Annotated in this window: 25 protein-coding genes and 1 pseudogene; 18 read left to right on the forward strand and 8 right to left on the reverse strand. The window is 72.9% G+C overall.

Annotated elements, in window-relative coordinates; translation table 11 throughout:
• Positions 1–250 (forward strand): annotated as a pseudogene (locus tag EIO00_RS21155) (TCP-1/cpn60 chaperonin family protein); the annotation flags it as partial.
• A 194-nt stretch (positions 251–444) separates the two neighbouring features.
• Here EIO00_RS21155 and EIO00_RS21160 read toward each other — a convergent pair.
• Both EIO00_RS21160 and EIO00_RS21165 read right to left on the reverse strand, forming a co-directional pair.
• On the reverse strand, positions 445–642 hold the full coding sequence (locus tag EIO00_RS21160) for a DUF397 domain-containing protein (protein ID WP_140181769.1): 198 nt from the start codon (positions 640–642) through the stop codon (positions 445–447).
• The gene (locus tag EIO00_RS21165; RefSeq protein ID WP_161602769.1) at positions 639–1,451 is read right to left on the reverse strand and encodes a helix-turn-helix domain-containing protein; all 813 of its coding nucleotides are present in this window, start codon (positions 1,449–1,451) and stop codon (positions 639–641) included. Before EIO00_RS21165 ends, EIO00_RS21160 begins: the two co-directional genes overlap by 4 nt.
• Positions 1,452–1,780: 329 nt before the next feature.
• Here EIO00_RS21165 and EIO00_RS25700 point away from each other — a divergent pair, with 329 nt between their 5' ends.
• Positions 1,781–1,906: a hypothetical protein gene (locus EIO00_RS25700; protein WP_277752896.1), complete on the forward strand. Its 126-nt coding sequence runs from the start codon at positions 1,781–1,783 to the stop codon at positions 1,904–1,906.
• Positions 1,907–2,242: 336 nt separating this feature from the next.
• The gene (locus EIO00_RS21170; RefSeq protein WP_140181698.1) at positions 2,243–2,890 is read left to right on the forward strand and encodes a TetR/AcrR family transcriptional regulator; all 648 of its coding nucleotides are present in this window, start codon (positions 2,243–2,245) and stop codon (positions 2,888–2,890) included.
• A 153-nt stretch (positions 2,891–3,043) separates the two neighbouring features.
• Here EIO00_RS21170 and EIO00_RS21175 read toward each other — a convergent pair whose 3' ends face one another.
• Positions 3,044–3,970 carry a 3-oxoacyl-ACP reductase gene (locus tag EIO00_RS21175; protein ID WP_140181700.1) on the reverse strand — a complete coding sequence of 309 codons (927 nt, stop codon included), beginning with the start codon at positions 3,968–3,970 and terminating at the stop codon, positions 3,044–3,046.
• Between the two features lie 109 nt (positions 3,971–4,079).
• Complete coding sequence (locus EIO00_RS21180; protein ID WP_241661499.1) at positions 4,080–4,799, reverse strand: MerR family transcriptional regulator; 720 nt, start codon at positions 4,797–4,799, stop codon at positions 4,080–4,082.
• A 124-nt stretch (positions 4,800–4,923) separates the two neighbouring features.
• Here EIO00_RS21180 and EIO00_RS21185 point away from each other — a divergent pair, with 124 nt between their 5' ends.
• Both EIO00_RS21185 and EIO00_RS21190 read left to right on the forward strand, forming a co-directional pair.
• Positions 4,924–5,820, forward strand: a complete 897-nt coding sequence (locus tag EIO00_RS21185; RefSeq protein WP_140181704.1) for an ABC transporter ATP-binding protein — start codon at positions 4,924–4,926, stop codon at positions 5,818–5,820.
• A complete protein-coding gene (locus tag EIO00_RS21190; protein WP_140181706.1) occupies positions 5,817–6,677 on the forward strand; it encodes an ABC transporter permease in 861 nt (286 codons plus the stop codon). Before EIO00_RS21185 ends, EIO00_RS21190 begins: the two co-directional genes overlap by 4 nt.
• Positions 6,678–6,684: 7 nt before the next feature.
• On the opposite strand, the gene casG is transcribed toward EIO00_RS21190, so the two are convergent.
• Positions 6,685–8,334: a steroid-24-oyl-CoA synthetase gene (gene casG, locus EIO00_RS21195; protein ID WP_140181708.1), complete on the reverse strand. Its 1,650-nt coding sequence runs from the start codon at positions 8,332–8,334 to the stop codon at positions 6,685–6,687.
• Positions 8,335–8,545: 211 nt separating this feature from the next.
• Between casG and EIO00_RS21205 the strand changes: the two genes are divergently transcribed.
• The 8 genes from EIO00_RS21205 to EIO00_RS21240 all read left to right on the forward strand — a co-directional run bounded on the left by EIO00_RS21205 (position 8,546) and on the right by EIO00_RS21240 (position 17,485).
• Entirely contained in the window at positions 8,546–9,316 is a 771-nt protein-coding gene (locus EIO00_RS21205) for an SDR family NAD(P)-dependent oxidoreductase (protein WP_241661500.1), read from the forward strand.
• A 108-nt stretch (positions 9,317–9,424) separates the two neighbouring features.
• Positions 9,425–10,606 carry an NADH:flavin oxidoreductase gene (locus EIO00_RS21210; protein WP_241661501.1) on the forward strand — a complete coding sequence of 394 codons (1,182 nt, stop codon included), beginning with the start codon at positions 9,425–9,427 and terminating at the stop codon, positions 10,604–10,606.
• Positions 10,607–10,617: 11 nt separating this feature from the next.
• Entirely contained in the window at positions 10,618–12,267 is a 1,650-nt protein-coding gene (casI, locus tag EIO00_RS21215) for a steroid-22-oyl-CoA synthetase (RefSeq protein ID WP_140181714.1), read from the forward strand.
• A gap of 32 nt (positions 12,268–12,299) precedes the next feature.
• Positions 12,300–13,463: an acyl-CoA dehydrogenase family protein gene (locus tag EIO00_RS21220; RefSeq protein WP_140181715.1), complete on the forward strand. Its 1,164-nt coding sequence runs from the start codon at positions 12,300–12,302 to the stop codon at positions 13,461–13,463.
• Positions 13,460–14,500, forward strand: a complete 1,041-nt coding sequence (locus EIO00_RS21225) for a bifunctional MaoC family dehydratase N-terminal/OB-fold nucleic acid binding domain-containing protein (protein WP_140181717.1) — start codon at positions 13,460–13,462, stop codon at positions 14,498–14,500. The genes EIO00_RS21220 and EIO00_RS21225 overlap by 4 nt, the downstream gene beginning before the upstream one ends.
• On the forward strand, positions 14,500–15,606 hold the full coding sequence (locus tag EIO00_RS21230) for an acyl-CoA dehydrogenase family protein (protein ID WP_140181719.1): 1,107 nt from the start codon (positions 14,500–14,502) through the stop codon (positions 15,604–15,606). The genes EIO00_RS21225 and EIO00_RS21230 overlap by 1 nt, the downstream gene beginning before the upstream one ends.
• Complete coding sequence (locus EIO00_RS25410; RefSeq protein ID WP_241661502.1) at positions 15,603–16,313, forward strand: MaoC family dehydratase; 711 nt, start codon at positions 15,603–15,605, stop codon at positions 16,311–16,313. Before EIO00_RS21230 ends, EIO00_RS25410 begins: the two co-directional genes overlap by 4 nt.
• The gene (locus EIO00_RS21240; protein WP_140181721.1) at positions 16,310–17,485 is read left to right on the forward strand and encodes a lipid-transfer protein; all 1,176 of its coding nucleotides are present in this window, start codon (positions 16,310–16,312) and stop codon (positions 17,483–17,485) included. Before EIO00_RS25410 ends, EIO00_RS21240 begins: the two co-directional genes overlap by 4 nt.
• Positions 17,486–17,687: 202 nt before the next feature.
• On the opposite strand, the gene EIO00_RS21245 is transcribed toward EIO00_RS21240, so the two are convergent.
• Together EIO00_RS21245 and EIO00_RS24290 are read right to left on the reverse strand one after the other, a co-directional pair.
• Positions 17,688–17,882 (reverse strand): DUF397 domain-containing protein, encoded by a 195-nt coding sequence (locus EIO00_RS21245; protein ID WP_140181723.1) that lies wholly within the window; start codon positions 17,880–17,882, stop codon positions 17,688–17,690.
• Positions 17,883–18,041: 159 nt separating this feature from the next.
• On the reverse strand, positions 18,042–18,341 hold the full coding sequence (locus EIO00_RS24290) for a Scr1 family TA system antitoxin-like transcriptional regulator (RefSeq protein ID WP_161602770.1): 300 nt from the start codon (positions 18,339–18,341) through the stop codon (positions 18,042–18,044).
• A gap of 84 nt (positions 18,342–18,425) precedes the next feature.
• Here EIO00_RS24290 and EIO00_RS21255 point away from each other — a divergent pair, with 84 nt between their 5' ends.
• Both EIO00_RS21255 and EIO00_RS21260 read left to right on the forward strand, forming a co-directional pair.
• The gene (locus EIO00_RS21255; protein ID WP_140181725.1) at positions 18,426–18,878 is read left to right on the forward strand and encodes an SUKH-3 domain-containing protein; all 453 of its coding nucleotides are present in this window, start codon (positions 18,426–18,428) and stop codon (positions 18,876–18,878) included.
• A gap of 83 nt (positions 18,879–18,961) precedes the next feature.
• Positions 18,962–19,297 (forward strand): hypothetical protein, encoded by a 336-nt coding sequence (locus EIO00_RS21260; RefSeq protein ID WP_140181727.1) that lies wholly within the window; start codon positions 18,962–18,964, stop codon positions 19,295–19,297.
• 67 nt (positions 19,298–19,364) lie between these two features.
• Here the strand turns inward: EIO00_RS21260 and EIO00_RS21265 are convergent, their stop codons facing one another.
• A complete protein-coding gene (locus tag EIO00_RS21265; RefSeq protein ID WP_140181729.1) occupies positions 19,365–20,114 on the reverse strand; it encodes an SDR family oxidoreductase in 750 nt (249 codons plus the stop codon).
• A 181-nt stretch (positions 20,115–20,295) separates the two neighbouring features.
• Between EIO00_RS21265 and EIO00_RS21270 the strand changes: the two genes are divergently transcribed.
• The 3 genes from EIO00_RS21270 to EIO00_RS21280 all read left to right on the forward strand — a co-directional run bounded on the left by EIO00_RS21270 (position 20,296) and on the right by EIO00_RS21280 (position 23,274).
• Positions 20,296–21,462 carry an acetyl-CoA C-acetyltransferase gene (locus tag EIO00_RS21270; protein ID WP_140181731.1) on the forward strand — a complete coding sequence of 389 codons (1,167 nt, stop codon included), beginning with the start codon at positions 20,296–20,298 and terminating at the stop codon, positions 21,460–21,462.
• A 54-nt stretch (positions 21,463–21,516) separates the two neighbouring features.
• On the forward strand, positions 21,517–22,422 hold the full coding sequence (locus EIO00_RS21275; protein WP_140181771.1) for an SDR family oxidoreductase: 906 nt from the start codon (positions 21,517–21,519) through the stop codon (positions 22,420–22,422).
• 69 nt (positions 22,423–22,491) lie between these two features.
• On the forward strand, positions 22,492–23,274 hold the full coding sequence (locus EIO00_RS21280) for a 2-keto-4-pentenoate hydratase (RefSeq protein WP_140181733.1): 783 nt from the start codon (positions 22,492–22,494) through the stop codon (positions 23,272–23,274).

Raw genomic sequence — 23,274 nt, forward strand, 5'->3', positions numbered from 1 at the left:
GCCTGGAGGGCGGCGTCGTGGTCGAGAAGGTCCGCGCCCTTCCGCCCGGTCACGGGCTGAACGCGGCCACCGGCGAGTACACCGCCTGTTCGCGGCCGGCGTCATCGACCCGGCCAAGGTGACCCGGTCGGCGCTGCAGAACGCCGCCTCCATCGCGGCGCTGTTCCTGACCACCGAGGCGGTCATCGCCGAGAAGCCGGAGAAGGAGAAGGCCCCCGCCACGCCGGGCGGCGGCGACATGGACTTCTGAACCCGCGCGGCGGCCTTCCCGCAGGGGTGGCGAGCGGACGGAGCCCCGACCCGCCGCATCCCCGGGGCGGGCGGCGACGACCCCGCCCGCCCCGGGGCGGCACCGTGACGACGGCACGTCGTCGTCGACGATGACCTGTGAGACGAGAGGCCCTGCGCCTGGAAGGCGCAGGGCCTCTCACGGTCCGGGTGCGATCAGCCCCGGCGCAGGTCGTGGTCGCCGTTCTTGACGGCCATGATGAGGTGCGCCATCGCGGTGAGGCTGAACCTGTGCCGGGGCCCGTCCGGCTGCTTGGAGTCGCGTGCCGCGATCCACCGCGCTCCGGAGACGCGCGCCAGCTCGACGCATGCACCGCCGTTGGCTCCGCTGTAGGACGACTTGCGCCACTTCATCTCGTCCACCGCTCTTCCATGGTCTTCCTGATCAGCTCGATCGAGTCCGGCTGGCTGAGGGAGTGCGACCTGAAGCGTTCGAACATCCTCCGCAACAGCGCTATGTTCTCCGGCTCTTCGGTCACTTCACCGTTCAGTTGGTTGTCCAGGTAGGCGACTTCTCTTCCGTCGATGGTGGCGATGATGAAATTCGCCAGGAATCCGGCGCAGACCTCGGACATCATCGGGACGACGTGAAGGAAGACGTCGCTTCGCCGGGCCATCTCGATCAGATGCGCCAGTTGGCCGCGCATGACCTCTGCTCCGCCCACGTTGTACAGGAGAACGGCCTCCGAGATGACCGCGACCAGGGTCGGGGAGTCGTATTCCTGGGCGAGGATCTGCTGGCGCCGCAGGCGCTCTTCCGTCATTTTGTCGATGTCGCCCAGGTGGTCCGCCGTCCGGAAGACGGCGGCCGCGTACTCGGGGGTCTGCAGCAGTCCCGGGACGACGTTCGTCTCGAACCACAGCAGCGCCGTCGCCTGTCTCTCGACCTGTCGCCACTCCTCCATCCACTCCAGGGGCGCGGCCGAGTTGATCAGTTCCTCGCGGAGTCCGGTGAGGACGCCCTGGGTGTGGAAGATCTCTTCCAGTTTCCCGAGGTGATCCGGTTGCGGCACGCGCCTGCCCCGCTCCCACGCCCGGACGAGGCTCTCCGAGACGAAGACGCGCCGCGCGAGTTCCTCCCGGGTCAGCCCATTGGCCTCTCGGAGGCGTTGAATCGTCTTCGCCAGAAACCGTCTGGGCGATGTCCGGTGACGCTCGCTCATGGGCGCTCCGCGTGGTGAAGGCTCATCCGGCCGTGGAGGCTTGGGGCTCACCTCAGCGTAGACCTTTGTCGCCTTTGGTGGGCGAATCTTGTGTGATAAAGCCGCAGATAGTTCGGGTAAAAGTGGTGAAGCGGACATTTTGTCGTGCGGAAGTCGTGCGCCGTTCCCATCGCCCCGCGGGCCGTCGAGAAGACGGGCGCCACGAAAGATCGGTGTCAAGGGCGCCGGGCCGGCCGTGACAACGAATCGCCGGTCGGCGTGTCCATGACCGGAGAACGCCCGGAAGCGGTCATCACCGAGAAGCCGAAGAAGGAGAAGGTCCCGCGGCCGTGGTCGCCTCGGAGGAGACCGCCCGGTGCCTGGTGCACCGGCTGGCGATCGCCCATGAGATGCAGCGGGACGGCCACGAGATCGTCTACACGGCCGCCGCGAAGCTCCGCCTGCGCGCACGGTAGCGCTCCATGCAGCGGGCCCGCCGATGCCCTGAGAGGAGGCGCCGGCGGGCCCGTCGCGTTCGCGGGCCGGGCGCCGGTCCGGACGTTCGGCGGCTGGAACGCGTTCGATGCCGCCGCGGCGGCGCCGGTGTGCAGCGGACCGTCCACGGCGTCGTTCCCGTGCCGCGTCTTGCCGAGCGGCTTCGGCGGCGACCGCCGAAGCCCGGGGAGCCGCGGGCGCCGTTCGCGGCGTCCGGCTGCGCCGGATCTCACATCCCGCTCATCGGAATCGGCGGACCGGCCCGTGGTAGAGGGCTCTGTATCGTCATGCGGGAACCGAGCGTGAACGGAGAAGACGTGCCGAGGATCGCATCGGCCCGGCCGCCGGCCGAGCCAAGCTCGCCTGAGCAGCACGACAGGCGTCGGCGCATCCTCCGCGCGGCCGCGCGCATCGGCGGCGAGAAGCCGCTGGAGCGCGTTCAGATGCACGAGGTGGCCAAGGCCGCCGGGGTCGCGATCGGCACGCTGTACCGCTACTTCCCCTCCAAGGTCCACCTGTTCGCGGCGGTGATGTGCGCGCAGATCGAGCGGTTCCGGGAGAGCATCCGGCCGCCGGAGCCCGGCATCGCTCCCGAGGACGCGGTCGGTGAGCTGATGGTGCAGGCCAGCCGGGAGCTGCTGAGCCGCCCGGTGCTGGCGACCTCGATGCTGCAGTCGTGCAACGCGGCCAGCGCGGCGACGACGGCGGACGCGATCCGGATCGACACCATGTTCCGCGAGATCGTGCTGGAGACGCTCGGCATCGACACCCCCACCGCCCAGGACGTGACGCTGGTGCGGCTGCTGCTGCAGTGCTGGTACGGGGTGCTCCAGTCGAGCCTGAACGGGCGGTCGTCGATGGCCGACGTGGAGAGCGACATCCGGCTCGCCAGCCGCCTGCTGCTGGCCCCCCGCTCCAACGCGCCCCGATCCGAGACGTCCCGCGCCGAGGCGCCCGGCGACTGACGGGGGCCGACCGCGGTGCGTCCGCGCCGACCGCCCTCCCCGGTCACCGCGCCGCGTCGTTCGCGTCGCCCCGCGCATCATCCCCGTGCCGCGCGCCGCGCCCGGGCGGCCCCGTTCGGCGCCGCCCGGGCGCTCGGCGCCGTGCGGGGCCGGTCAGCCGGGGGACTTGGTGACGCCGGTGGTGTCCAGGGCGTGGACGCTCCAGGCCGCGTACGTCCGGAACGGGTCGCGGCCGGTGAAGTAGGGGGTGAGCTTGGCGTCCAGCTCCTCGACCGAGAAGACGCCGCCGTCGGCGGTCCAGGTGCGCTCCACGAGCGGTGCGGCCATCAGCGCCACCATGTCCCCGTACACGACGAACACCTGGCCGCTGATGTGCTCGGCGGCGGGGGAGGCCAGATAGCCGACGAACGTCCCGACCCGTTCGGGCGCCATGATGTCCAGCCCGCCGGCGGTGACGCCCTCGGCGAACTGCTCGGCGGTCATCGCGGTGCGGGCGCGGGGGCAGATCGCGTTGGCGCGCACCCCGTACCGGGCCAGGCCCTGGGCGGTGGAGAGGGTGAGCGCGACGATCCCGGCCTTGGCCGCCGCGTAGTTCGCCTGCCCCGGCGGGCCGAACAGGAACGCCTCCGAGGCGGTGTTGATCACCCGCCCGTACACCGGCCCGCCCGTGGCCTTGGCGGCGGCCCGCCAGTGCACCGCGGCGGCCCGGGACACCGACGCGTGCCCCTTGAGGTGCACGCGGATCACCTCGTCCCAGTCGCCCTCCGACAGGTTGAACAGCATCCGGTCGCGCAACACGCCCGCGTTGTTGACCACGATGTCCAGCGAGCCGAACTCCTCGACCGCGGCGGCGACGAGCGTGTCGCCCAGCGACCAGTCGCCGACGTCGCCGGTCACCGCCACCGCCCGGCCGCCGGCGGCCTCGATCTCGGCCGCCACGTCCTCGGCGGCCGGTCCGATGTCGTTGACGACGACGGCGGCGCCCCGCGCGGCCAGCGCCAGGGCCTCGCTGCGGCCGAGCCCGGCGCCCGCGCCGGTGACGACGGCGGTCCGGCCCGCCAGGCTGAGGTCACTGCCCATGCTTGCTCCCGGTCCTACGGTCCACGTGCCGCGGACGCTAGTACGGATCCCGGCGGCGGCCCGGCGACGATCTCACTGAGCGGGCCCTCGGGCGGGCCGCCCGGGCGGATCATCGGGCGGACGCCTCCTCGGCCTCCTCCGGCGTCGACAGCAGCTCGTGCAGCCGGGCGGAGCCCGCGAGCAGGGCGGCGGATCGGCGGGTCAGCTCCTCGCGGCGCCGGGCGATGGCCGCGTGCAGCTCCTCGGTGCCGCCCGTCCGGCGCAGCCGATCCATGATCGGCCGGATCTGGTCCAGCGGATACCGGTTGTCCCGCAGCATCTTGATCATCTGGGCGTGGCCGATCTCCGTGGGGCCGAACCGCCGGTAGCCGGTGCCCGGTTCGCGGTCGGGGGTCAGCAGCCCGGCGGCCTCCCAGACGCGCAGCGCGGAGGCGCGCACTCCGAGCAGGGCGGCCGCCTCCCCGATGCGCATGCCGGAGCGCGGCACGTCCGGCGGGGCCGGGACCCGGCGCGCGATGAGCTCCACGGCCTCGGCCGTCGCCTCCAACGCCCGGCGTTGCGCGTGCAGCTCCGCATGACAGGCGTCCACGGCGGCCAGCGCCGCGGCGACGTCCCCCGCCTGCACGGCCTGGACGATCGTCCGCGCCGCGACCGGTCCGCACCCCGGCAGCAGCGCCCGGTAGGCGAGCAGGAAGCGCAGATGCCGGTCGTCGTAGCGGCGATAGCCGGAGACGGTGCGCGGGGCGGGCGGCAGGATCCCGGCGTCCTCGTAGTTGCGGACCTGCTGGGGGGAGATGCCCGCCGCGCGGGCCAGATCGACGGGACGCAACCGGTCTCCTTCCTTCGCCATGGGTTGCTCTCGGGATTTGAGGGTCGACATCTGATCGTCGGAGTTCATTTCACTGAAAGTCAGGAAAAGTTCCAACAGGAGCTTTAATGACACACTTGAAGGCATGACTACCGGCAGCAGTGCTGGCCCTGTGATCGAGGTGCGTGATCTGCGCATGCGCTACGGCTCGGTCGACGTGCTCCGCGGAGTGGACTTCCGCGTCGGCCGGGGCGAGGTCGTCGCCCTGCTCGGCCCCAACGGCGCGGGCAAGACGACCACCGTCGAGATCCTGGAGGGATTCCGGATGCGCTCGTCCGGAGAGGTCCAGGTGTTCGGCGTCGACCCCGCCCGCGGCGACGAGGCGTGGCGCGCCCGGCTGGGCGTGGTCCTCCAGTCCTGGCGGGACCACGGCCGATGGAAGGTGCGGGACATCCTCGATCACCTCGCCCGCTACTACACCCCCTACCGCGACCCCTACGACCCCGACGAGCTGATGGCGCTCGTCGGCCTGACCGAGCAGGCCCACACCCCGCTCGCCAAGCTGTCCGGCGGGCAGCGCCGTCGCGTGGACGTGGCGGTCGGCCTGGTCGGCCGGCCCGAACTGCTGTTCCTGGACGAGCCCACGGTCGGCTTCGACCCCCAGGCCCGGCAGGAGTTCCACGACCTGGTGCGACGCCTGGCGGACCTGGAGGACACCGCGATCCTGCTCACCACCCACGACCTGGACGAGGCCGAGAGGCTCGCCGGGAGGATCCTCATCCTCCTCGACGGCGTCATCGTCGCCGACGGCACCCCCGCGGAACTGGCCGAGCGGGTCTCCGGCAAGACCGAGGTCCGCTACACCCTCCACGGCCGGCGGCACGTGGAGCACGTCGAGGACGGCACCGCCCACGTGCGCGACCTGTTCGCCCGCCACGGCGACGCGCTCGCCGACCTGGAGGTCCGCCGCACCCGTCTGGAGGACGTCTACCTGTCCATGGTCCGCGACTTCGAGTCCAAGCAGCGCACGGAGGCGGCATGAACCCCCCCACCAACCCCCGCGCGGTCGCCCTCAGGGCGGGGCTGCACCGCGCCCGCCTGGAGCTCCGCCACGCCCTGACCAGCGCGCAGGAGCTGTGGAACCTGCTGTTCTTCCCGGCCGTCGGGATGTTCGCGATGTTCCTGTTCCGCGGCGTCGAAGTGCCGGGCGCCGCCTTCTCCCTCGGCACCCACGCCATTCCCGGCATCCTCGCGATGAACATGATGTTCAGCGGGATGATGGGGCTGGCGATCACCCTCACCATGGACCGGCAGGACGGCACGCTGCTGCGCGCCAAGGCCACCCCCAACGGGGTGATCGGCTATCTGACCGGCCGGATCCTCAGCCGGGGCGGCCTGATCGTCGCCGGTCTGCTCATCCCCCTCGTCCCGGCCGCGTTCCTCTTCGACGGGCTGGAGCCGGCCCGGGCGTCGACCTGGCTGACGCTGGCGTGGGTGCTGACCCTCGGCCTGCTCGCGCTGCTGTCGATCGGCGCGATCCTCGGGTCGCTGTTCACCGACCCCCAGGCGTCGGGCATCGTCATGGTGCCGCTGACGGCGCTGGCGGCGATCTCCGGGGTGTTCTACCCCGTCTCCGCCTTCCCCGGCTGGGTGGAGCAGATCGCCCAGGCGTTCCCGCTGTACTGGCTGGGGCTGGGCATGCGCTCGGCGCTGCTTCCGGACTCGCTGGCCGCCGCCGAGATCGGCGGGTCGTGGCGGCACCTGGAGACCGCCGGGATGCTCGGCCTGTGGGCGGCCGTCGGGCTCCTCCTCGCCCCCCGCGTGCTGCGGCGGATGGCGCGGCGCGAGTCCGGAACGGACCTGCAGGCCCGCCGCAAGAAGGCGATGCAGTGGTCCTGAGCGGCCGCTAAGGCGATCCGGCGGGACGGTCGAACAATGCCTCGACCTCCCGCCGGACCACCTTGCCGGTGGCGTTGCGGGGCAGCGGCTCGGCGGTGATCCGCCACCGCGCCGGCACCTTGAAGTACGCCAGCCGCTCGCGGGCGAAGGCCTCCAGCTCCGCCGCCGCGACCGGCCCGTCCGCCACCACCACCGCCGCGACCTCCTCTCCCAGGTCGGGATGCGGCACCCCCACCACCGCGCACTCGCGCACCCCGGGGAAGGCGGCCAGCACCTCCTCCACCTCGGCCGGGTAGACGTTCTCCCCGCCGCGCAGGATCAGGTCCGACCGCCGTGCGGTCAGCCGCAGCCGTCCCCGCTCGAGCACCCCGACGTCCCCGGTGCGCAGCCAGCGGTCGGCGTCCAGCACGCGGGCGGTGGCCTCCTCGTCCCGCCAATAGCCCAGCATGGTGTAGGCGCCGCGGACGCACACCTCGCCCTCCTCGCCCTCGGGCAGGGCGCGGCCCGCCGGGTCGCGGATCTCCACCTGGACGCCGATGATCGGACGGCCCACCGTGTCCGGCGCCTCCGCCAGATCCGGCGGGGAGGCCACCGTCACCGCCGTGCCCGTCTCGGTCAGCCCGTAGCTGTCGACCAGCGCCTCGCGGGCGGGCGGGAACGCCTCGCGCAGCCTGTCCTTGAACGCCGGCGAGGACGGCGCCGAGGCCAACGCGAAGGCGGTCAGCGACGACAGGTCGTACCTTGAGAGATCCCCCCGCTCCAGCAGCCGGTGCGCCATCGTCGGCACCGCGCCCCAGTCGGTGACGCGTTCCCGCTCGATCAGGCGCAGCACCCGGTCCACGTCGAACGCCCCCTCGTGCATGACCACCGCGCCGCCGTCGGCCAGCCGGGGGATCGCCAGGTTGTGCAGGCCCGCGATGTGGAACAGCGGCAGCGCCAGCAGGTGACGCCGGTCCCGGGGGGCGATGGGGTCGCCGAACGCCTGTTTCACCGCGTTGTTGAACCCGTGATACATGATCACCGAGGTCAGGTTGCGGTGGGAGTGCACCGCCCCCTTGGGCCGCCCCGTCGTGCCGCTGGTGTAGAGGATCACCGCCGGGTCGTCCTCGGCCACCGGCGGCGGCGCCAGCTCGGCGCCCGGATGGCGCGTCGTCAGCTCCGGCAGATCGTCCTCGATGACGATCAGCCGCATCCCGTCGCGCAGCGGGGTCCGCGCCGCCCGCCGGCGGTCGGCGACCACCACGGCGGGCTCGGTGTGCCCGAGCGCGTACTCCACCTCCCGCGGAGCCCACCAGGCGTTGCACCCCACCGGGATCGCCCCGGCGGCGACCGCCGCCCAGAACGCCACGATCCACCCCGGGCAGTTGGCGGCGTTGATCGCCACCCGGTCGCCCGGCCGCACCCCGTGATCCGAGCCGAGCGCCCGGGCCAGCGAGGCGACCCGGGCCGCGTGCTCGGCGAAGCTCAGCCGCTCCCGGGCGGTGACCACATAGTCGCGGTCGCCGAACTCCACCGACCGGACCAGCACCTCGCCCAGGCTGCGGGCGCGGTTGACGAACACCGGCAGCCGGGCGCCCAGCACCTCCTCCTCGCGCAGCTCGAACTCGCCGCCGGGGCCGGTCAGCTCCCGCACCGCGTCCATCGCCGTGGCGGCCATCGGATCCTCCTCCATGCGCCGCACCCGTCCTGCCAGCGCACACTCTCGCCGCCGCGGCGCCCCCGCCGACGTCCCCGCACGATGACCGCCGTGGGACTCCTCGACGACAAGGTCGCCATCGTGACCGGAGCCGGTCAGGGCATCGGCCGGGGCNCGGCCCGATCCCGATGAGCGGGATCGGGCCGGGCGCCCCCGCCGACGTCCCCGCACGATGACCGCCGTGGGACTCCTCGACGACAAGGTCGCCATCGTGACCGGAGCCGGTCAGGGCATCGGCCGGGGCATCGCGCTGGCGCTCGCCTCCGAGGGCGCGGCGGTCGCCGCGGTCGGCCGCACCCTCCGCACGCTGGAGGAGACCTGCGCGCTGGCCCGCGAACGCGGGGCCCGGGCCGAGCCGTACCGCTGCGACGTGGCCGACACCGCCGCGGTCCCCGCCCTGGTCGAGGCGGTCGCCCGGCGGTTCGGCGGCGTCGACGTGCTGGTCAACAACGCCTACTCGGGGGCGTTCGGGCCGCTGCTGTCGATGAGCGACGAGGAGTTCCGGCAAGGGTTCCGCACCGGCCCGTTCGCGGCGTTCGCGCTGATGAAGGCCTGCCACCCGCACATGAAGGCGCGCGGCGGCGGCTGCATCGTCAACCTCGTCACCTCCGCGATGGTCCGCTGGGACTCCGCCTCCTACGGCGCGTACGCCGCCGCCAAGCAGGCGCTGCGCGCCCTGACCCGCACGGCGGCCTGCGAATGGGGGCCGGACGGCATCCGCGCCCTGGCCATCGCCCCGCACGCGCTGTCCCCGGGACTGCGCCGGTGGGCCGAGCACAACCCCCGGGAGGCCGAGGAGTTCCGCACGACCATCCCGCTCGGCTACATCGGCGACTGCGAGCAGGACATCGGACGGGCCGTCGTCGCCCTGCTGAGCCCGGACATGCGCTACCTGACCGGCGCCGTGATCCCGCTGGACGGCGGCCAGGCCCACTTCGGCTGACCCCGGCCGCCTCCCGGCCGTCCGCGGCGGTTCTCGGTCAGCGGGATGACCGGGAACGCCGCCCGACCCCGCCGGTTACCGTCGAGCCGCCACCCGATGGGAGGAGTTGTGAACGACCCCGTCCCCGACGTGCTCGCCCCCGCGAAGCTGGGGCCGGTGACCCTGCGCAACCGGATCATCAAGGCCGCCACCTACGAAGGGCTGAGCCGCGCCGGGCTGGTCACCGACGAGCTGATCGACTTCCATGTGCGGCACGCGGCCGGAGGGGTCGGCATGACCACGGTGGCGTACTGCGCGGTCTCCCCCGACGGACGCACCGACCGCCGCCAGATCCAGTGGACCGACCGGGCGCTGCCGGGGCTGCGCGCCCTCACCGACGCCGTGCACGCCGAGGGCGCCGCGGTCTGCGCGCAGATCGGGCACGCCGGCCCGGTCGCCGACCCCCGCTCCAACGGGGTGCCCGCGATCGGCCCCACCCGGCGCTTCAACCCGCTCGGCGGAGGCTTCACCCGCGCCGCGACCAAGGCCGACCTGGACCGGGTGGTGCGCGCCCACGCCCATGCGGCGTCGATGGCGATCGAGGCCGGGTTCGACGCCGTCGAGGTGCACCTGGGCCACAACTACCTGGCCAGCGCGTTCCTCAGCCCGCGGCTCAACCGCCGCAAGGACGACTACGGCGGGCCGCTGGAGAACCGCGCCCGCCTCGCCCGCGACATCGCCCGCGCCGTCCGCGACGCCGTCGGCGACCGGATCGCCGTGATCGCCAAGCTCAACATGGACGACGGCGTGCCCGGCGGGTTCGGGCTGGAGGAGGCGATCCGGGTCGCGCAGTGGATCGAGCACGACGGGTCGGTGGACGCGCTGGAGCTGACCGCCGGCAGCTCGCTGCTCAACCCCATGTACCTGTTCCGGGGCGATGCCCCGCTGCGGGAGTTCGCCGCCGCCATGCCGCCCCCGATCAGGCTGGGCGTGCGGCTGGTCGGCGGCCGGTTCCTGCGCGCCTATCCGTACCGGGACGGCTACCTGCTGCCCCAGGCCCGGCGGGTCCGGGCGGCGGTCTCGCTGCCGCTGATCGCGCTCGGCGGCATCACCGACCGGCGGACGATGGACCGGGCCATGGCGGACGGCTTCCAGTTCGTGGCGATGGCGCGGGCGCTGCTGCGCGAACCGGACCTGATCAACCGGATCAAGGAGGACGCCGACACCCGATCCCGGTGCATCCACTGCAACAAGTGCATGCCCACGATCTACCGCGGCACCCGCTGCGTGCTGGTCGAGCGACCCGTCTGAGGTCCGGCGCCGTGCACACCGTCGCGGATCTGCTGCTGGCCCGCCTCGGCGACCACCGGCCCGGCCTGCGCAGCCGGGAGAGGACCTGGACGTGGGACGAGGTGGTGCGGGAGAGCGCGGCCCGCGCGGCGCTGGCGCGGGCGCTGCGCGTCGACGGCCCCTTCCACATCGGGGTGCTGCTGGAGAACGTGCCCGAGTACGTGCTGTGGCTGGGCGGCGCGGCGCTGGCCGGGGCCACCGTCGTCGGCATCAACCCCACCCGCCGCGGCGCCGCTCTGGAACGGGAGGTCCGGCACACCGACCCGCAACTGGTCGTCACCGACCGGGCGGGGCTGAGGCTGCTGGACGGCCTGGACATCGGGGTCCCCCGCGAGCGGTTCCTGCTCATCGACGACGACGCCTACGCCGACCTGGTCGCCCGCCACGCCCGCGAACCGGAACGGGACCCCGGGATCACGCCGAAGACGCAGCTGCTGCTGCTGTTCACCTCCGGCACCACCGGCGAGCCCAAGGCCGCCCGCTGCTCCCAGGGCCGCCTGGCGCGGCTGGGCCGCGCCAACAGCGCCAAATACGACGTCAAGCGCACCGACGTCTGCTACTGCCCGATGCCGCTGTTCCACGGCAACGCGCTGATGGCGCTGTGGGCGCCGGCGCTGACCGCGGGCGCGTGCGTGGCGCTGACCCCCCGCTTCTCCGCCTCCCGCTTCCTGGACGACGTGCGGCTGTACGGGGCGACGTTCTTCACCTACGTCGGCAAGGCCATCGCCTACATCCTGGCCACCCCCGAAAGACCCGACGACGCCGACAACACCCTCACCCACGCCTTCGGCACCGAGGCCTCCCCGCAGGACCGGGCCGAGTTCCGGCGCCGCTTCGGCTGCACCCTGATCGAGGGCTACGGCTCCAGCGAGAGCGCCGGGATGATCGCACGGGACCCCCAGGCGCCGCCGACCGCCCTCGGCCGTCCCGCCCACGACGGCGTCCGCGTCGTCGACCCCGACACCCTCCGCACCTGCGCCCCGGCGGTCCTGGACGAGCACGGCCGGGTGCTCAACCCCGAACAGGCCGTCGGCGAGATCGTCGACGTCCACGGCGCCGCCGAGTTCGAGGGCTACTACAAAAACCCCCGGGCCGAGGCCGAACGGGTGCGGCACGGCTGGTACTGGACCGGCGACCTGGGCTACCTCGACCGGGACGGTTTCCTCTACTTCGCCGGCCGCTCCGGCGACTGGATCCGGGTGGACTCGGAGAACATCTCCGCCCTGCACATCCGGTCGGTGCTGCGCCGCCACCCCCGGATCATCGACGCGGCGGTGTTCGGCGTGCCCGACCCGCGCTCCGGCGACCAGGTGATGGCGGCGATCGAGATCCCCCCGGGCGTCGCCTTCGAGGAGCTGGACCTGCCGGGCTTCCTGGCCGCCCAGGAGGACCTGGGCACCAAGGGCGCGCCGCGCTTCGTGCGGGTCTCCCACCGCCTGCCCGCCACCGGCTCCGGGAAGCTCGCCGGACGACGCCTCCAGGCGGAGGGCTGGCGCACCGCCGACCCGGTGTACCGGTGGGCCGGGCGGGGCGCGCCCGACTACCGGCCGATGACCGAGGCGGACAAGGCGGCGCTGCGCGAGGAGTTCGCCGCCAACGGCCGTCTGCGTTTCCTGCCATGAAGTCCTGCCATGAGGAAGGGCGTGACCGCGACATGGACGTGCGTGAGCCCGCGGCGCTCGGCGAACTGCGCGCCGAGCTGCGGGCCTACTTCACCGGACTGCTGCCCGCCGACGAGCGCCGCCGCGTCGGAGAGCAGGGCGTGGGCGGCGACCGGTTCCGCGAAGTGGTCAAAAAGCTCGGCTCCGACGGCTGGCTGGGGTACGGCTGGCCGAAGGAGTACGGCGGGCAGGGCCGCTCCATCAGCGAACAGTACGTGTTGTTCGACGAGGTGCAGCGGGCCGGGCTGCCGTTCCCGTTCGTCACCGTCAACACCGTCGGGCCGACGCTGATGAAGTACGGCACCGAGGAGCAGAAGAGGAAGTACCTGCCGGGCATCCTCTCCGGCGACATCGTCTTCGCCGTCGGCTACACCGAGCCCGACGCCGGCACCGACCTGGCCTCCCTGACCACCCGCGCCGTCCGCGACGGCGAGGAGTTCGTCATCGACGGCGGCAAGATCTTCACCAGCGGCGCCAACACCGCCGACTACATCTGGCTGGCCTGCCGCACCGACCCCGACGCCCCCAAGCACCGGGGCATCTCCATCATCATCGTCCCGACCGACGCCGAGGGCTTCTCCTGGAGCCCCATCTCCACCGTCGGCGGCATGACGGTGACCGCCACCTACTACAGCGGCGTGCGCGTCCCGGTCGGCGAGGTCGTCGGAGAGGTCAACGGCGGCTGGAAGCTGATCACCGCCCAGCTCAACCACGAGCGCATCGGCCTGGCCGCGCTCGGCGGCCGGATGATCCGGCTGTGGGAGGACACGCTGGCCTGGGCCCGCGACACCGGCGCGCTGGAGCTGCCGTGGGTGCGCCGGGACCTGGCCCGCGCCCACGCCAGGCTCGAGGCGATGCGGCTGTTGAACTGGAAGATGACCCTCGCCGCGGAACGCGACGAGCTGACCGGCGCCGACGCCGCCGCCGCCAAGGTCTACGGCACCGAGACCCACATCGACGTGCAGCGCACCCTGACCGGGATCCTCGGCGCCGCCGGGCGGATCCGGCCCGAGTCACCGGGGGCGGCGCTGGCCGGCCAGCTCGAACAGCTCTCCCGCCAGGGCATCGTCAACACCTTCGGCGGCGGCGTCAACGAGGTGCTGCGCGACATGGTCGCCGCCCAGGGACTGGGCATGCCGAGAGCGAGGCGCGCATGAACGGCACCGGGCGCCCCGACGACTACGAGAAGCGGCTCCAGGCGTGGGTCGGCCGCGTCCTGGGAGGGCCCCGCCACGGCCAGGACCCGGTGAACGTGCCGATGATCCGGCACTGGGTCGAGGCCATGGGGGACCCCAACCCGGTCTACCTGGACGAGGAGGCGGCGCGCGCCACCGGCCGGGAGACCGTGGTGGCGCCGGCGTCGATGATGCAGACCTGGACCATGCGGGGCTATGCCGCCACCGTGCGCCCCGAACCCGACCCCGGCGGGATGGAGGAGCTGACCGCCCTGCTCGCCGAGGGCGGCTACACCTCGGTGGTGGCCACCGACTCGGAACTGGAGTTCCACCGCGAACTGGTGCCCGGCGACCGCGTCAGCGTCGAGGAACGGGTCGAGTCGATCTCCCTGGAGAAGAAGACCGCCCTGGGCGAGGGCCGTTTCATCACCACGCTGCGGACCTACCGGGACGCCCACGGCGAGGTCGTGGCCACCCAGCGCTGGCGCCTGCTGCGGTTCCGCCCCGAGGACACCGCACGGCGGGAGCCCGACCCCGCCGAGCGGGCCGGCGGCGGGCAGGCCGGGAAGGGACGGGCCGGCGGCGAGCGGGCCGCGAAGAGACCCGAGGCGCTGCGGCCCCGCCCGGCGATCAACCGCGACAACGCCTTCTGGTTCGAGGCCGCCCGCGAACACCGCCTGGTGATCCAGCGCTGCGCCGCCTGCACGACGCTGCGGCACCCGCCCGGCCCCTGCTGCCCGCACTGCGGCTCGTTCGACTGGGACACCGTCGAGGCCGCTGGCACCGGCCACGTCTACAGCTACGTGGTCGCCCACCACCCCCCGCACCCGGCGTTCGAGATGCCGTACGCGGTGGCGCTGGTGGAGCTGACCGAGGGCACCCGACTGATCACCAATCTGACCGGCATCGCCCCGGAGAAGATCGAGATCGGCATGCCGGTCGTCGTGGACTGGCTGGAGGCCGACCCCGAGCTGACCCTTCCGGTGTTCCGGCCGGCCGTCCCGCGGGAGGAGGGCTGATGGACTTCACCCTGAACGAAGAGCTCGCCGAACTGCAGGGCCTGTCCCGGCGGATCTTCGCCGCCCGCGCCGACCACCGGCGGCTGCGCGCCGTGGAGGCGGGGGAGGACCGCATCGACGAGGCCCTGTGGCGGGAGCTGGCCGCCGCCGGACTGCTCGGCGTCGCGCTGCCCGAGGACGCCGGCGGCGCCGGGCTGGGCCTGGGCGCAGTGTGCGTCCTGCTGGAGGAGCAGGGACGGCGCGTGGCGCCGGTCCCGCTGTGGCCGACGCTGGTGGCGGCGCTGACGCTGGCCGAGCACGGCGCCCCCGACCAGCGCGCCGAGCTGCTGCCCGGCGTGGTCGACGGCTCCCGGCGGCTGACCGTGGCGCTGGAGGAGTTCGGCGTCCTCGATGCGGCCGAACCGGCCTGCGCCGCCGCCCCCGACGACACCGCCGACGGCGGCTGGCGGCTGACCGGCGTCAAGGCGGCCGTGCCCGGTGTCGCCGGGGCCGCCCACGTGCTGGTGTCGGCGACCGGCCCCGACGGGGCGGGCCTGTTCCTGACGGCCGCCGACGCCCCGGGCGTGACCTGGGAGCGCACCGAGACCACCGACCGCGCCATGGCCGGCAACCTCACCCTGGAGGCCGCCCCCGCCCGCCCGCTCGGCCCCGGCGCCCTGCCCTGGACGCTGGACGTCGCCCGCACGGCGCTGGCCGCCCTCCAGCTGGGCGTGGCCTCCGGCGCCCTCGACATCACCGCCTCCTACCTGAGGGAACGCAGGCAGTTCGGCCGTCCGCTGGGAGCCTTCCAGGCGGTGCAGCACCAGCTCGCCGACTGCTACATCGAGATCGAGGCGATGCGGGTGTGCCTGTGGCGGGCGGTCTGCGCCGTCGACGACGGCGACCGGGCCGGCGAGGCCGCGCTGGTCGCCAAATGGTGGGCCGACGAGGGCGGGCTGAACGTGGTGCACCGCACCCAGCACCTGCACGGCGGCATCGGCGTCGACGTCGACTACCCCGTCCACCGCTACTTCCTGTGGGGCAAGCAGATCTCCGGCACGCTGGGCGGCGCCTCCGCCGACCTGCAGCGGCTGGGCGACCTGATCGCCGAGGAGGCCGCCTCATGACGACGCTCACCGGCCGCGCCTACCACGACGTGTCGGTGGGGGAGGAGCTGCCCGAGCTGGTCGTCCCGCTGACCCGCACCATGATCGTGGCCACCGCCATCGCCAGCCGCGACTACCAGGACGTCCACCACGACCCCGAGCTGGCCGTCCGGCGCGGCTCCAAGGACGTCTTCATGAACATCCTGACCACCAACGGACTGGTCGACCGGTACGTGACGAGCTGGGCCGGACCCGCCGCCCGCGTCAAGGCCATCAAGATCCGCCTGGGCGTCCCCAACTATCCCGGCGACACCATGACGCTGACCGGCACCGTGTCCGCCAAGGACGATGCCGCTCGCCGGGTGGAGATCTCCGTGCGCGGCGTCAACTCCCTCGGCCCGCACGTGACCGGCACCGTCGTCATCGAACTCCCCGAGGTTCGCGCCCTGGAAGGGGCGGACGACCGCAGCGGAGCTTGTGCGGAGCGAGGATCGTCCGCCTCCTCGTGCGGGGGTCCGGGGGTCGCCCCCCGGAGGGGGCGGTCAGACGACCGCAGCGGAGCTTGTGCGGAGCGAGGATCGTCCGCCTCCTCGTGCGGGGGTCCGGGGGTCGCCCCCCGGAGGGGGCGGTCAGACGACCGCAGCGGAGCTTGTGCGGAGCGAGGATCGTCCGCCTCCTCGTGCGGGGGTCCGGGGGTCGCCCCCCGGAGGGAAGGAGGACGTCGGTGAGCGTGCTGCCCGGAGCCGCCGCCATCGCCGGCATCGGCGCCACCGAGTTCTCCAAGAACTCCGGACGCAGCGAGCTGCGACTGGCCTGCGAGGCGGTGCTGGCCGCCATCGCCGACGCCGGGCTGGAACCCTCCGATGTGGACGGGCTGGTGACCTTCACCGCCGACACCAGCTCCGAGATCCACATCGCCCGCAACACCGGCATCGGCGAGCTGACGTTCTTCTCCCGGGTCGGCTACGGCGGCGGCGCGGCCTGCGGCACCGTCCAGCAGGCCGCGATGGCCGTGGCCACCGGCGTCGCCGAGGTGGTGGTGTGCTACCGGGCCTTCAACGAACGGTCCGGGGTCCGCTACGGCCTCGGCCAGGCCGACCGGCGGATGGACCAGGGGGCCGACAGCGCCGCCTATGCGTGGCTGCTGCCGTTCGGGCTCAACACCCCCGCCCAGTGGGTGGCCATGTTCGCCCGCCGCTACATGCACGAGTACGGGGCGACCAGTGAGGACTTCGGCCGGGTCGCGGTGGTGGACCGCAAGCACGCCGCCGCCAACCCCAAGGCCTGGTTCTATCGGCGGCCCATCACCTTGGAGGACCATCAGCGCTCCCGCTGGATCGTGGAGCCGCTGCACCTGCTGGACTGCTGCCAGGAGAGCGACGGCGGGCAGGCCCTGGTGGTGGTCTCCACCGAACGGGCCCGCGACCTGCCCCACCCCCCGGCGGTGATCTGGGGCGCCGCCCAGGGCTCCGGCTACGACCAGCACATGATGACCAGCTACTACCGCTCGGAGATCACCGGCATCCCCGAGATGGGGCTGGTGGGGCGGCAGCTGTACCGGCAGAGCCGGTTGACGCCCGCCGACATCGGCGCGGCGATCCTGTACGACCACTTCACCCCGCTGGTGCTGCCGCAGCTGGAAGAGCTGGGGTTCTGCGCCCGGGGCGAGGCCAAGGACTTCATCGCCGACGGCAACCTGGAGATCGGCGGGCGGCTGCCGTTCAACACCCACGGCGGTCAGCTCGGCGAGGCCTACATCCACGGCATGAACGGCATCGCCGAAGCCGTCCGCCTGGTGCGGGGGACCTCGGTGAACCAGCCCGGCGACGTCGCCAACGTGCTGGTCACCGCCGGGACGGGCGTGCCCACCAGCGGACTGATCCTGGGCGCGGACCGGTGAACGCAGGAGAGCGGAGGAAGCGGCGGCCGGGCACTTGGACGTGCTCGACTCAGCAGGCGCCTTCGACCTGTCGTCGTCGTGCCCGGCCCTTCGCGGCTGAACGTGCAAGCCGCTGCTTTGGGGAGATGAGTCCTCTTGCCTGCTGCCTCGGCGGGCGTCGCATAGTCCCCCGGCCGATGGCCGGGGGACTGCGGACATCGAGTCAGCTCGTTTCGTTCGTCTTGATGCGGGCGATGAGTCGGGCCGATTCGGGGCGGCTCGCCAGGAGGTGGCCGGTTTCGGGGGACTCGCTGTCGCGGATGCCGGTCGCGGAAGCCGGATCGGCCGGTTCGACGCAGTGCCCACCGTTGTCCCCGCTGCGGCTGGACTTGCGCCGGACGGCGCGCGTCACGTCCATTGCTCCTCCACCGCTTTTGCCGTGAGGTCCCGCGACATGCCCGCTGGCAGTGCCTCGGACCGAATCCGATCGTGATCGGCCGTCAGCCGGTGCGGATCTGTCGATTCCGAGAGGGGCGGCCCGCGAAGGGCCGTGCCCATGTACGCCACTTGGCCGTGGTCACTCCTGGTCGTGATGACGAAAGACCCCGGAATTTCCGCCATCGGGGACCATGTCGGGGATGATCTGCGCGGATATCCGCTCGGTGCAGGACACCCCGATCAGACGGTCGATCCGGGCGCGCATGGTCTCCTCGTCGCCGACGGGGTTGAGCAGCACGCCCTTGACGAGCAGGACCGACGGACAGGGCGGCTCAGGATCCTCCCTGGCCAGGACCTCCTGCCGGCTCAGCTGTGCCGCCACCGCCTCCTCGTTCCCGCCCGGCAGCGCTCGGGCGCGGCCCTCGATCCGCAGCACCATCGGTCACCATGGGCGCGGTGAACGCGCACGGCTCTGAAGAGGCCGTCGCCTCTTTTCGACGAACTCGGCCTTAGGAGGGCGGTGTTGAGCACCGAAACGTACCGTTGGCCGCCCGAGGTCACCGCCCACATGACCGCGGCCGGCTGGTCACCGGAGCGACGAGTCGATGTGAGTGCCTGGGAGGAAGAGCTCGGCCGGACCAGTGGGTTCCGCATGCACGCCGCCGCGGCTCGTTTCCTGGCTGAGTTCGGAGGGCTCAAGGTGCCCGAAGGGCCCAACGAGCCGGGCCAGCAGGCGGCCTCGGATGAGTTCGACTTGGACCCCCTTCAAGGTGAGAAGATGCGGCCCTATTTCCAGAGGGTCGGCCGTGCCGCCGTCGGAGAGCTCTATCCGATCGGGAGCGTTGCAGGTGGTCACGCGATTCTTGCCATCGATGAATCGGGAACCGTCTTCATGTTGTTCGGGGATCACTGTCGACGTATAGGCGTCGGAAGAGAGGCGATCGCCGATCTCATCCTCGGCCGGCGGACCCGGTGAGGTTCTCTCGCGCATTGTGTATATGGGTTTGGGCCCTTCTGCTGGTCTACTCTGTGATCCGTGTCTCGGGGCAGGGGATTTCGGTGACCAGCGTGTTCGTGCAGCATGACGTCCCCTGGAGTCGTGTGAGGTCGATCAAAAAATCCGGTCCTCTTGAGATCGTTCTGAGAGACGGTACCGTGGTGGGGTCCGTTCAGTTCGGTGAAGCGCTGCTGGGAGAGATTTTCGGTTATCGGACTCATCGGCGGCATCGCCGGCTGCTTCAGGAGCGGCTCGACCGGGCCCGGCGCGACCGCCTTGATGAAGTTCCCGGTTCCTATCGGAAGCGGTGGGTGTTTCCGGCGGTTCCGGTGCTGCTCGCGGCCGCGGGCTTCCTGCTTTGTTTCAGCATCATGTTCTTCGCCGACGTCATGTCATGAAAAGAGGGGGGCGTGACGAGGCGCGCCATGAGGGGATCTCCCGCTCTCCGGAACGCTTCTGTGCCCGTCACCGGCGGGTGACGGTCCAGCGGGCGGGGTATTCGCCGCCGCCGTGCACGGGCAGGTCGGCGCCGGTGACGTAGCGGGCCAGGCCGCCGGCCAGATAGAGGCAGGCGCCGGCGACGTCCTCGGGGGCGCCCATGCGGCCCATCGGGATGACGCCGGCGACGGCCTCGCCGTCGCCGTAGTAGGAGGCGGCGGCCTCGGTGCGGACCGGGCCGACGGTGATGTGGTTGACGCGGACCTTGGGCGCCCACTCCAGGGCCAGGGCCCGGGTGAGCATGCGCAGCCCGGCCTTGGCGGCGCTGTAGGCGGCCGTGCCGGGCTGGGGGTCGACGCCGGAGACGCTGCCGATGTTGATGATGCAGCCGCCGCCCTCTTGGGCCTGCATGATCCTGTTGGCGGCCTGGGCCGCATAGAACGGAGCCAGCAAATTGAGCTGGACGATGCGTTCCACGAACCGGGGGGAGACCGTCGCGGCCTCCGCCTCCGGCGAGCCCCCGGCGTTGTTGACCAGCACGTCCAGGCCGCCCATGAGCTCGGCGGCGCGTTCTGTCATCGCGGCCGCCTGCGCGGGGTCGCGGACGTCGGCGGGCAGGAAGCGCGCCGTCCGCCCGTCCGCGCTCGGCGGGTCGGCCGGTGCGTTCCGGGCGCACACCGTCACCTGCGCCCCCGCCGCCAGGAACGCCCGGGCGATCGCGGCCCCGATGCCCTTCGTCCCGCCCGTCACCACGACCGCCCGGCCGCCGAAGTCCATCGGGACGCCCTCCCGGATTCCCCTCGCCTCTCGACTACGCGGAGCGTACGGGCGCGGCCCGCCGCGGTCGGCCCGCATACCGGTGACCGGGACCGCGCCCCCGCGCGGGCGGATCGGCCGCCCACCATGGCGCCCAGAAGACGCCCGAACGCGCCGATCCCGCATGTGAGGAGGGCTTGCGATGGCCCCTGTGCCGGCCGAGGCCTACATCGTCGACGCGGTCCGCACCCCGGTGGGGCGGCGCGGCGGCGGGCTGTCGGGAGTGCACCCGGCGGACCTGGGCGCCCATGTGCTGACCGCGCTGATGGAGCGCACCGGGGTGGACCCGGCCGCCGTGGAGGACGTGATCTTCGGGTGCGTGGACGCCATCGGCCCGCAGGCCGGCGACGTCGCCCGCACCTGCTGGCTGGCGGCGGGCCTGCCCGAGCACGTGCCCGGGGTGACGGTGGACCGCCAGTGCGGGTCCTCCCAGCAGGCGGTGCACTTCGCCGCGCAGGCGGTGATGTCGGGCACCAGCGACCTGGTGGTGGCCGGCGGCGTGCAGAACATGTCGCAGATCCCGATCGGCTCGGCGATGACGGCCGCCGCGCCGCTGGGCTTCACCGAGGGACCGTTCGTCGGCTCCAAGGGCTGGAGGGCCCGCTACGGCGACGGGGAGGTCTCCCAGTTCGCCGGGGCCGAGCGGATCGCCCGCGAGTGGGACATCTCCCGCGAGCAGATGGAGGAGTACGCCCTCGAGTCCCATCGCCGCGCCGTCGCCGCGATCGACGGCGGCCGCTTCGCCGAGGAGATCGCCCCGCTGGAGGGCGTCGTCGACGACGAGGGGCCGCGCCGCGACACCTCGCCGGAGAAGATGGCCGCGCTCAAGCCGCTCACCGAGGGCGGGCGGCTCACCGCCGCGGTGTCCTCGCAGATCTCCGACGGCGCGGCGGCGCTGCTGATCGCCTCCGAGCGGGCGGTGCGCGCCCACGGCCTGACCCCCCGGGCCCGCATCCACCACATCTCCGCCCGCGGCGAGGACCCGATCCGGATGCTGTCGGCGCCCATCCCCGCCACCGCCCACGCCCTGGAGAAGACCGGCATGACGATCGAGAGGATCGACGCGGTGGAGATCAACGAGGCGTTCGCCAGCGTGGTGCTGGCCTGGCTGAAGGAGACCGGGGCCGACCCGGCCAAGGTCAACCCCAACGGCGGCGCGATCGCGCTGGGCCACCCGCTGGGCGCCACCGGGGCCCGGCTGATGACCACGCTGCTGCACCACCTGGAGCGCACCGGCGGCCGGTACGGGCTGCAGACCATGTGCGAGGGCGGCGGCCAGGCCAACGTCACCATCATCGAGCGACTGTGAGCGGGGAGCCGAACGTNTCACCATCATCGAGCGACTGTGAGCGGGGAGCCGAACGTGATCTGCGAGGGACGCGTCGTCGTGGTCACCGGCGCCGGGCGCGGGCTGGGCCGCGCCCACGCCCTGGAGTTCGCCCGGCAGGGCGCCAAGGTGGTGGTCAACGACCTGGGGGTGGCCCGGGACGGCACCGGCGGGGCCGACCGGGGCCCGGCCCGACGGGTGGTGGAGGAGATCCGGGCGCTCGGCGGCGAGGCGGTCGCCGACGACCACGACGTGGCCACCGAGGAGGGCGCCGCCGCGCTCATCGACACCGCCCTCGACGCCTTCGGCGGGCTGGACGCGCTGGTCAACAACGCCGGCTTCCTGCGCGACCGGATGCTGGTCAACACCGGCGAGGAGGAGTGGGACGCGGTGATCCGCGTCCATCTCAAGGGCCACTTCCTGCCGCTCAAGCACGCCGCGGCGCACTGGCGGGCCCGCGCCAAGGCCGGGGAGCCGGTGGACGCCCGCGTCGTCAACACCTCCTCGGGCGCGGGCCTGCTCGGCAGCGTCGGCCAGGCCAACTACTCGGCCGCCAAGGCCGGCATCGTGGGGCTGACCCTGGTGGCCGCCGCCGAGCTGGGCCGCTATGGGGTGCGGGTGAACGCCATCGCCCCGGCCGCCCGCACCCGGATGACCGAGGAGGTGTTCGCGGCGACCATGGCCCCGCCCGAACCGGGCCGGTTCGACGCCATGGCCCCCGAGAACGTCTCCCCGCTGGTCGTCTGGCTGGGCTCGCCGGAGTCCCGGGACGTCACCGGGCGCGTCTTCGAGGTCGAGGGCGGCCGGATCTGCGTCATGGAGGGCTTCCGGCACGGCCCGGCGGTCGACAAGGGCGCCCGCTGGGACCCGGCCGAGCTTGGCCCCGTGGTCGCGGGCCTGCTCGCCGAGGCCCGGCGGCCCGAGCCGGTCTACGGGGCCTGACCCCGGCGGCATCCCACTGGACGGGAGCGCCGCGGGCGCGGCCGGGCCGCCGCTCGTACCGTCACGGGCATGCTGACCGAGGAACAGCGCCGCGCGGCCGCCGACCGGCTGCGCGAGGCCGAGCTCAACCGGGCTCCGATCCCGCCGCTCACCGAGAGCCTGCCGGGCATCGACGCGGCCGACGCGTACCGGATCCAGCTGATCAACGTCCGCCGCAGGTTGGAGGCGGGCGCGGCGGTGCGCGGCCACAAGGTCGGCCTGTCGTCCGAGGCGATGCAGCAGATGATGGGCGTGGACGAGCCCGACTACGGCCATCTGCTCGACGACATGGAGCTGCGGCCCGAGAAGCCGGTGGAGGTCGCCCGCTACTGCTGTCCGCGCGTCGAGGTGGAGGTGGGGTTCGTGCTCGGCGCGGACCTGCCCGGCGAGGACTGCACCGAGGACGACGTGCTGCGGGCCACCGAACGGGTCGTCCCCGCCCTGGAGCTGATCGACAGCCGGATCGTCGACTGGAGGATCCGGCTCGCCGACACCATCGCCGACAACGCCTCCTCGGCCGGCTACGTCATCGGCGAGGGCCGTTCCCCCGAAGGGCTGGACCTCACCGCGATCGAGGCGAGGCTGTACCGGGACGGCGAGCATGTGGTCTCCGGCCGCTCCGACGCGGTGCTCGGCGACCCGGTCACCGCGGTCGCCTGGCTGGCCCGCAAGGTCGCCTCCTTCGGCGTCCGCCTGCATCGCGGGCATCTGGTGCTGCCGGGCTCGTGCACCCGGGCGATCGACGTGGCCGCCGGTCAGACGTTCACCGCCGAGTTCACCGATCTCGGCGCCGTGTCGTTGACGTTCACATGA

The organism is Thermomonospora catenispora (assembly GCF_006363815.1).
Taxonomy (GTDB): domain Bacteria; phylum Actinomycetota; class Actinomycetes; order Streptosporangiales; family Streptosporangiaceae; genus Thermomonospora; species Thermomonospora catenispora.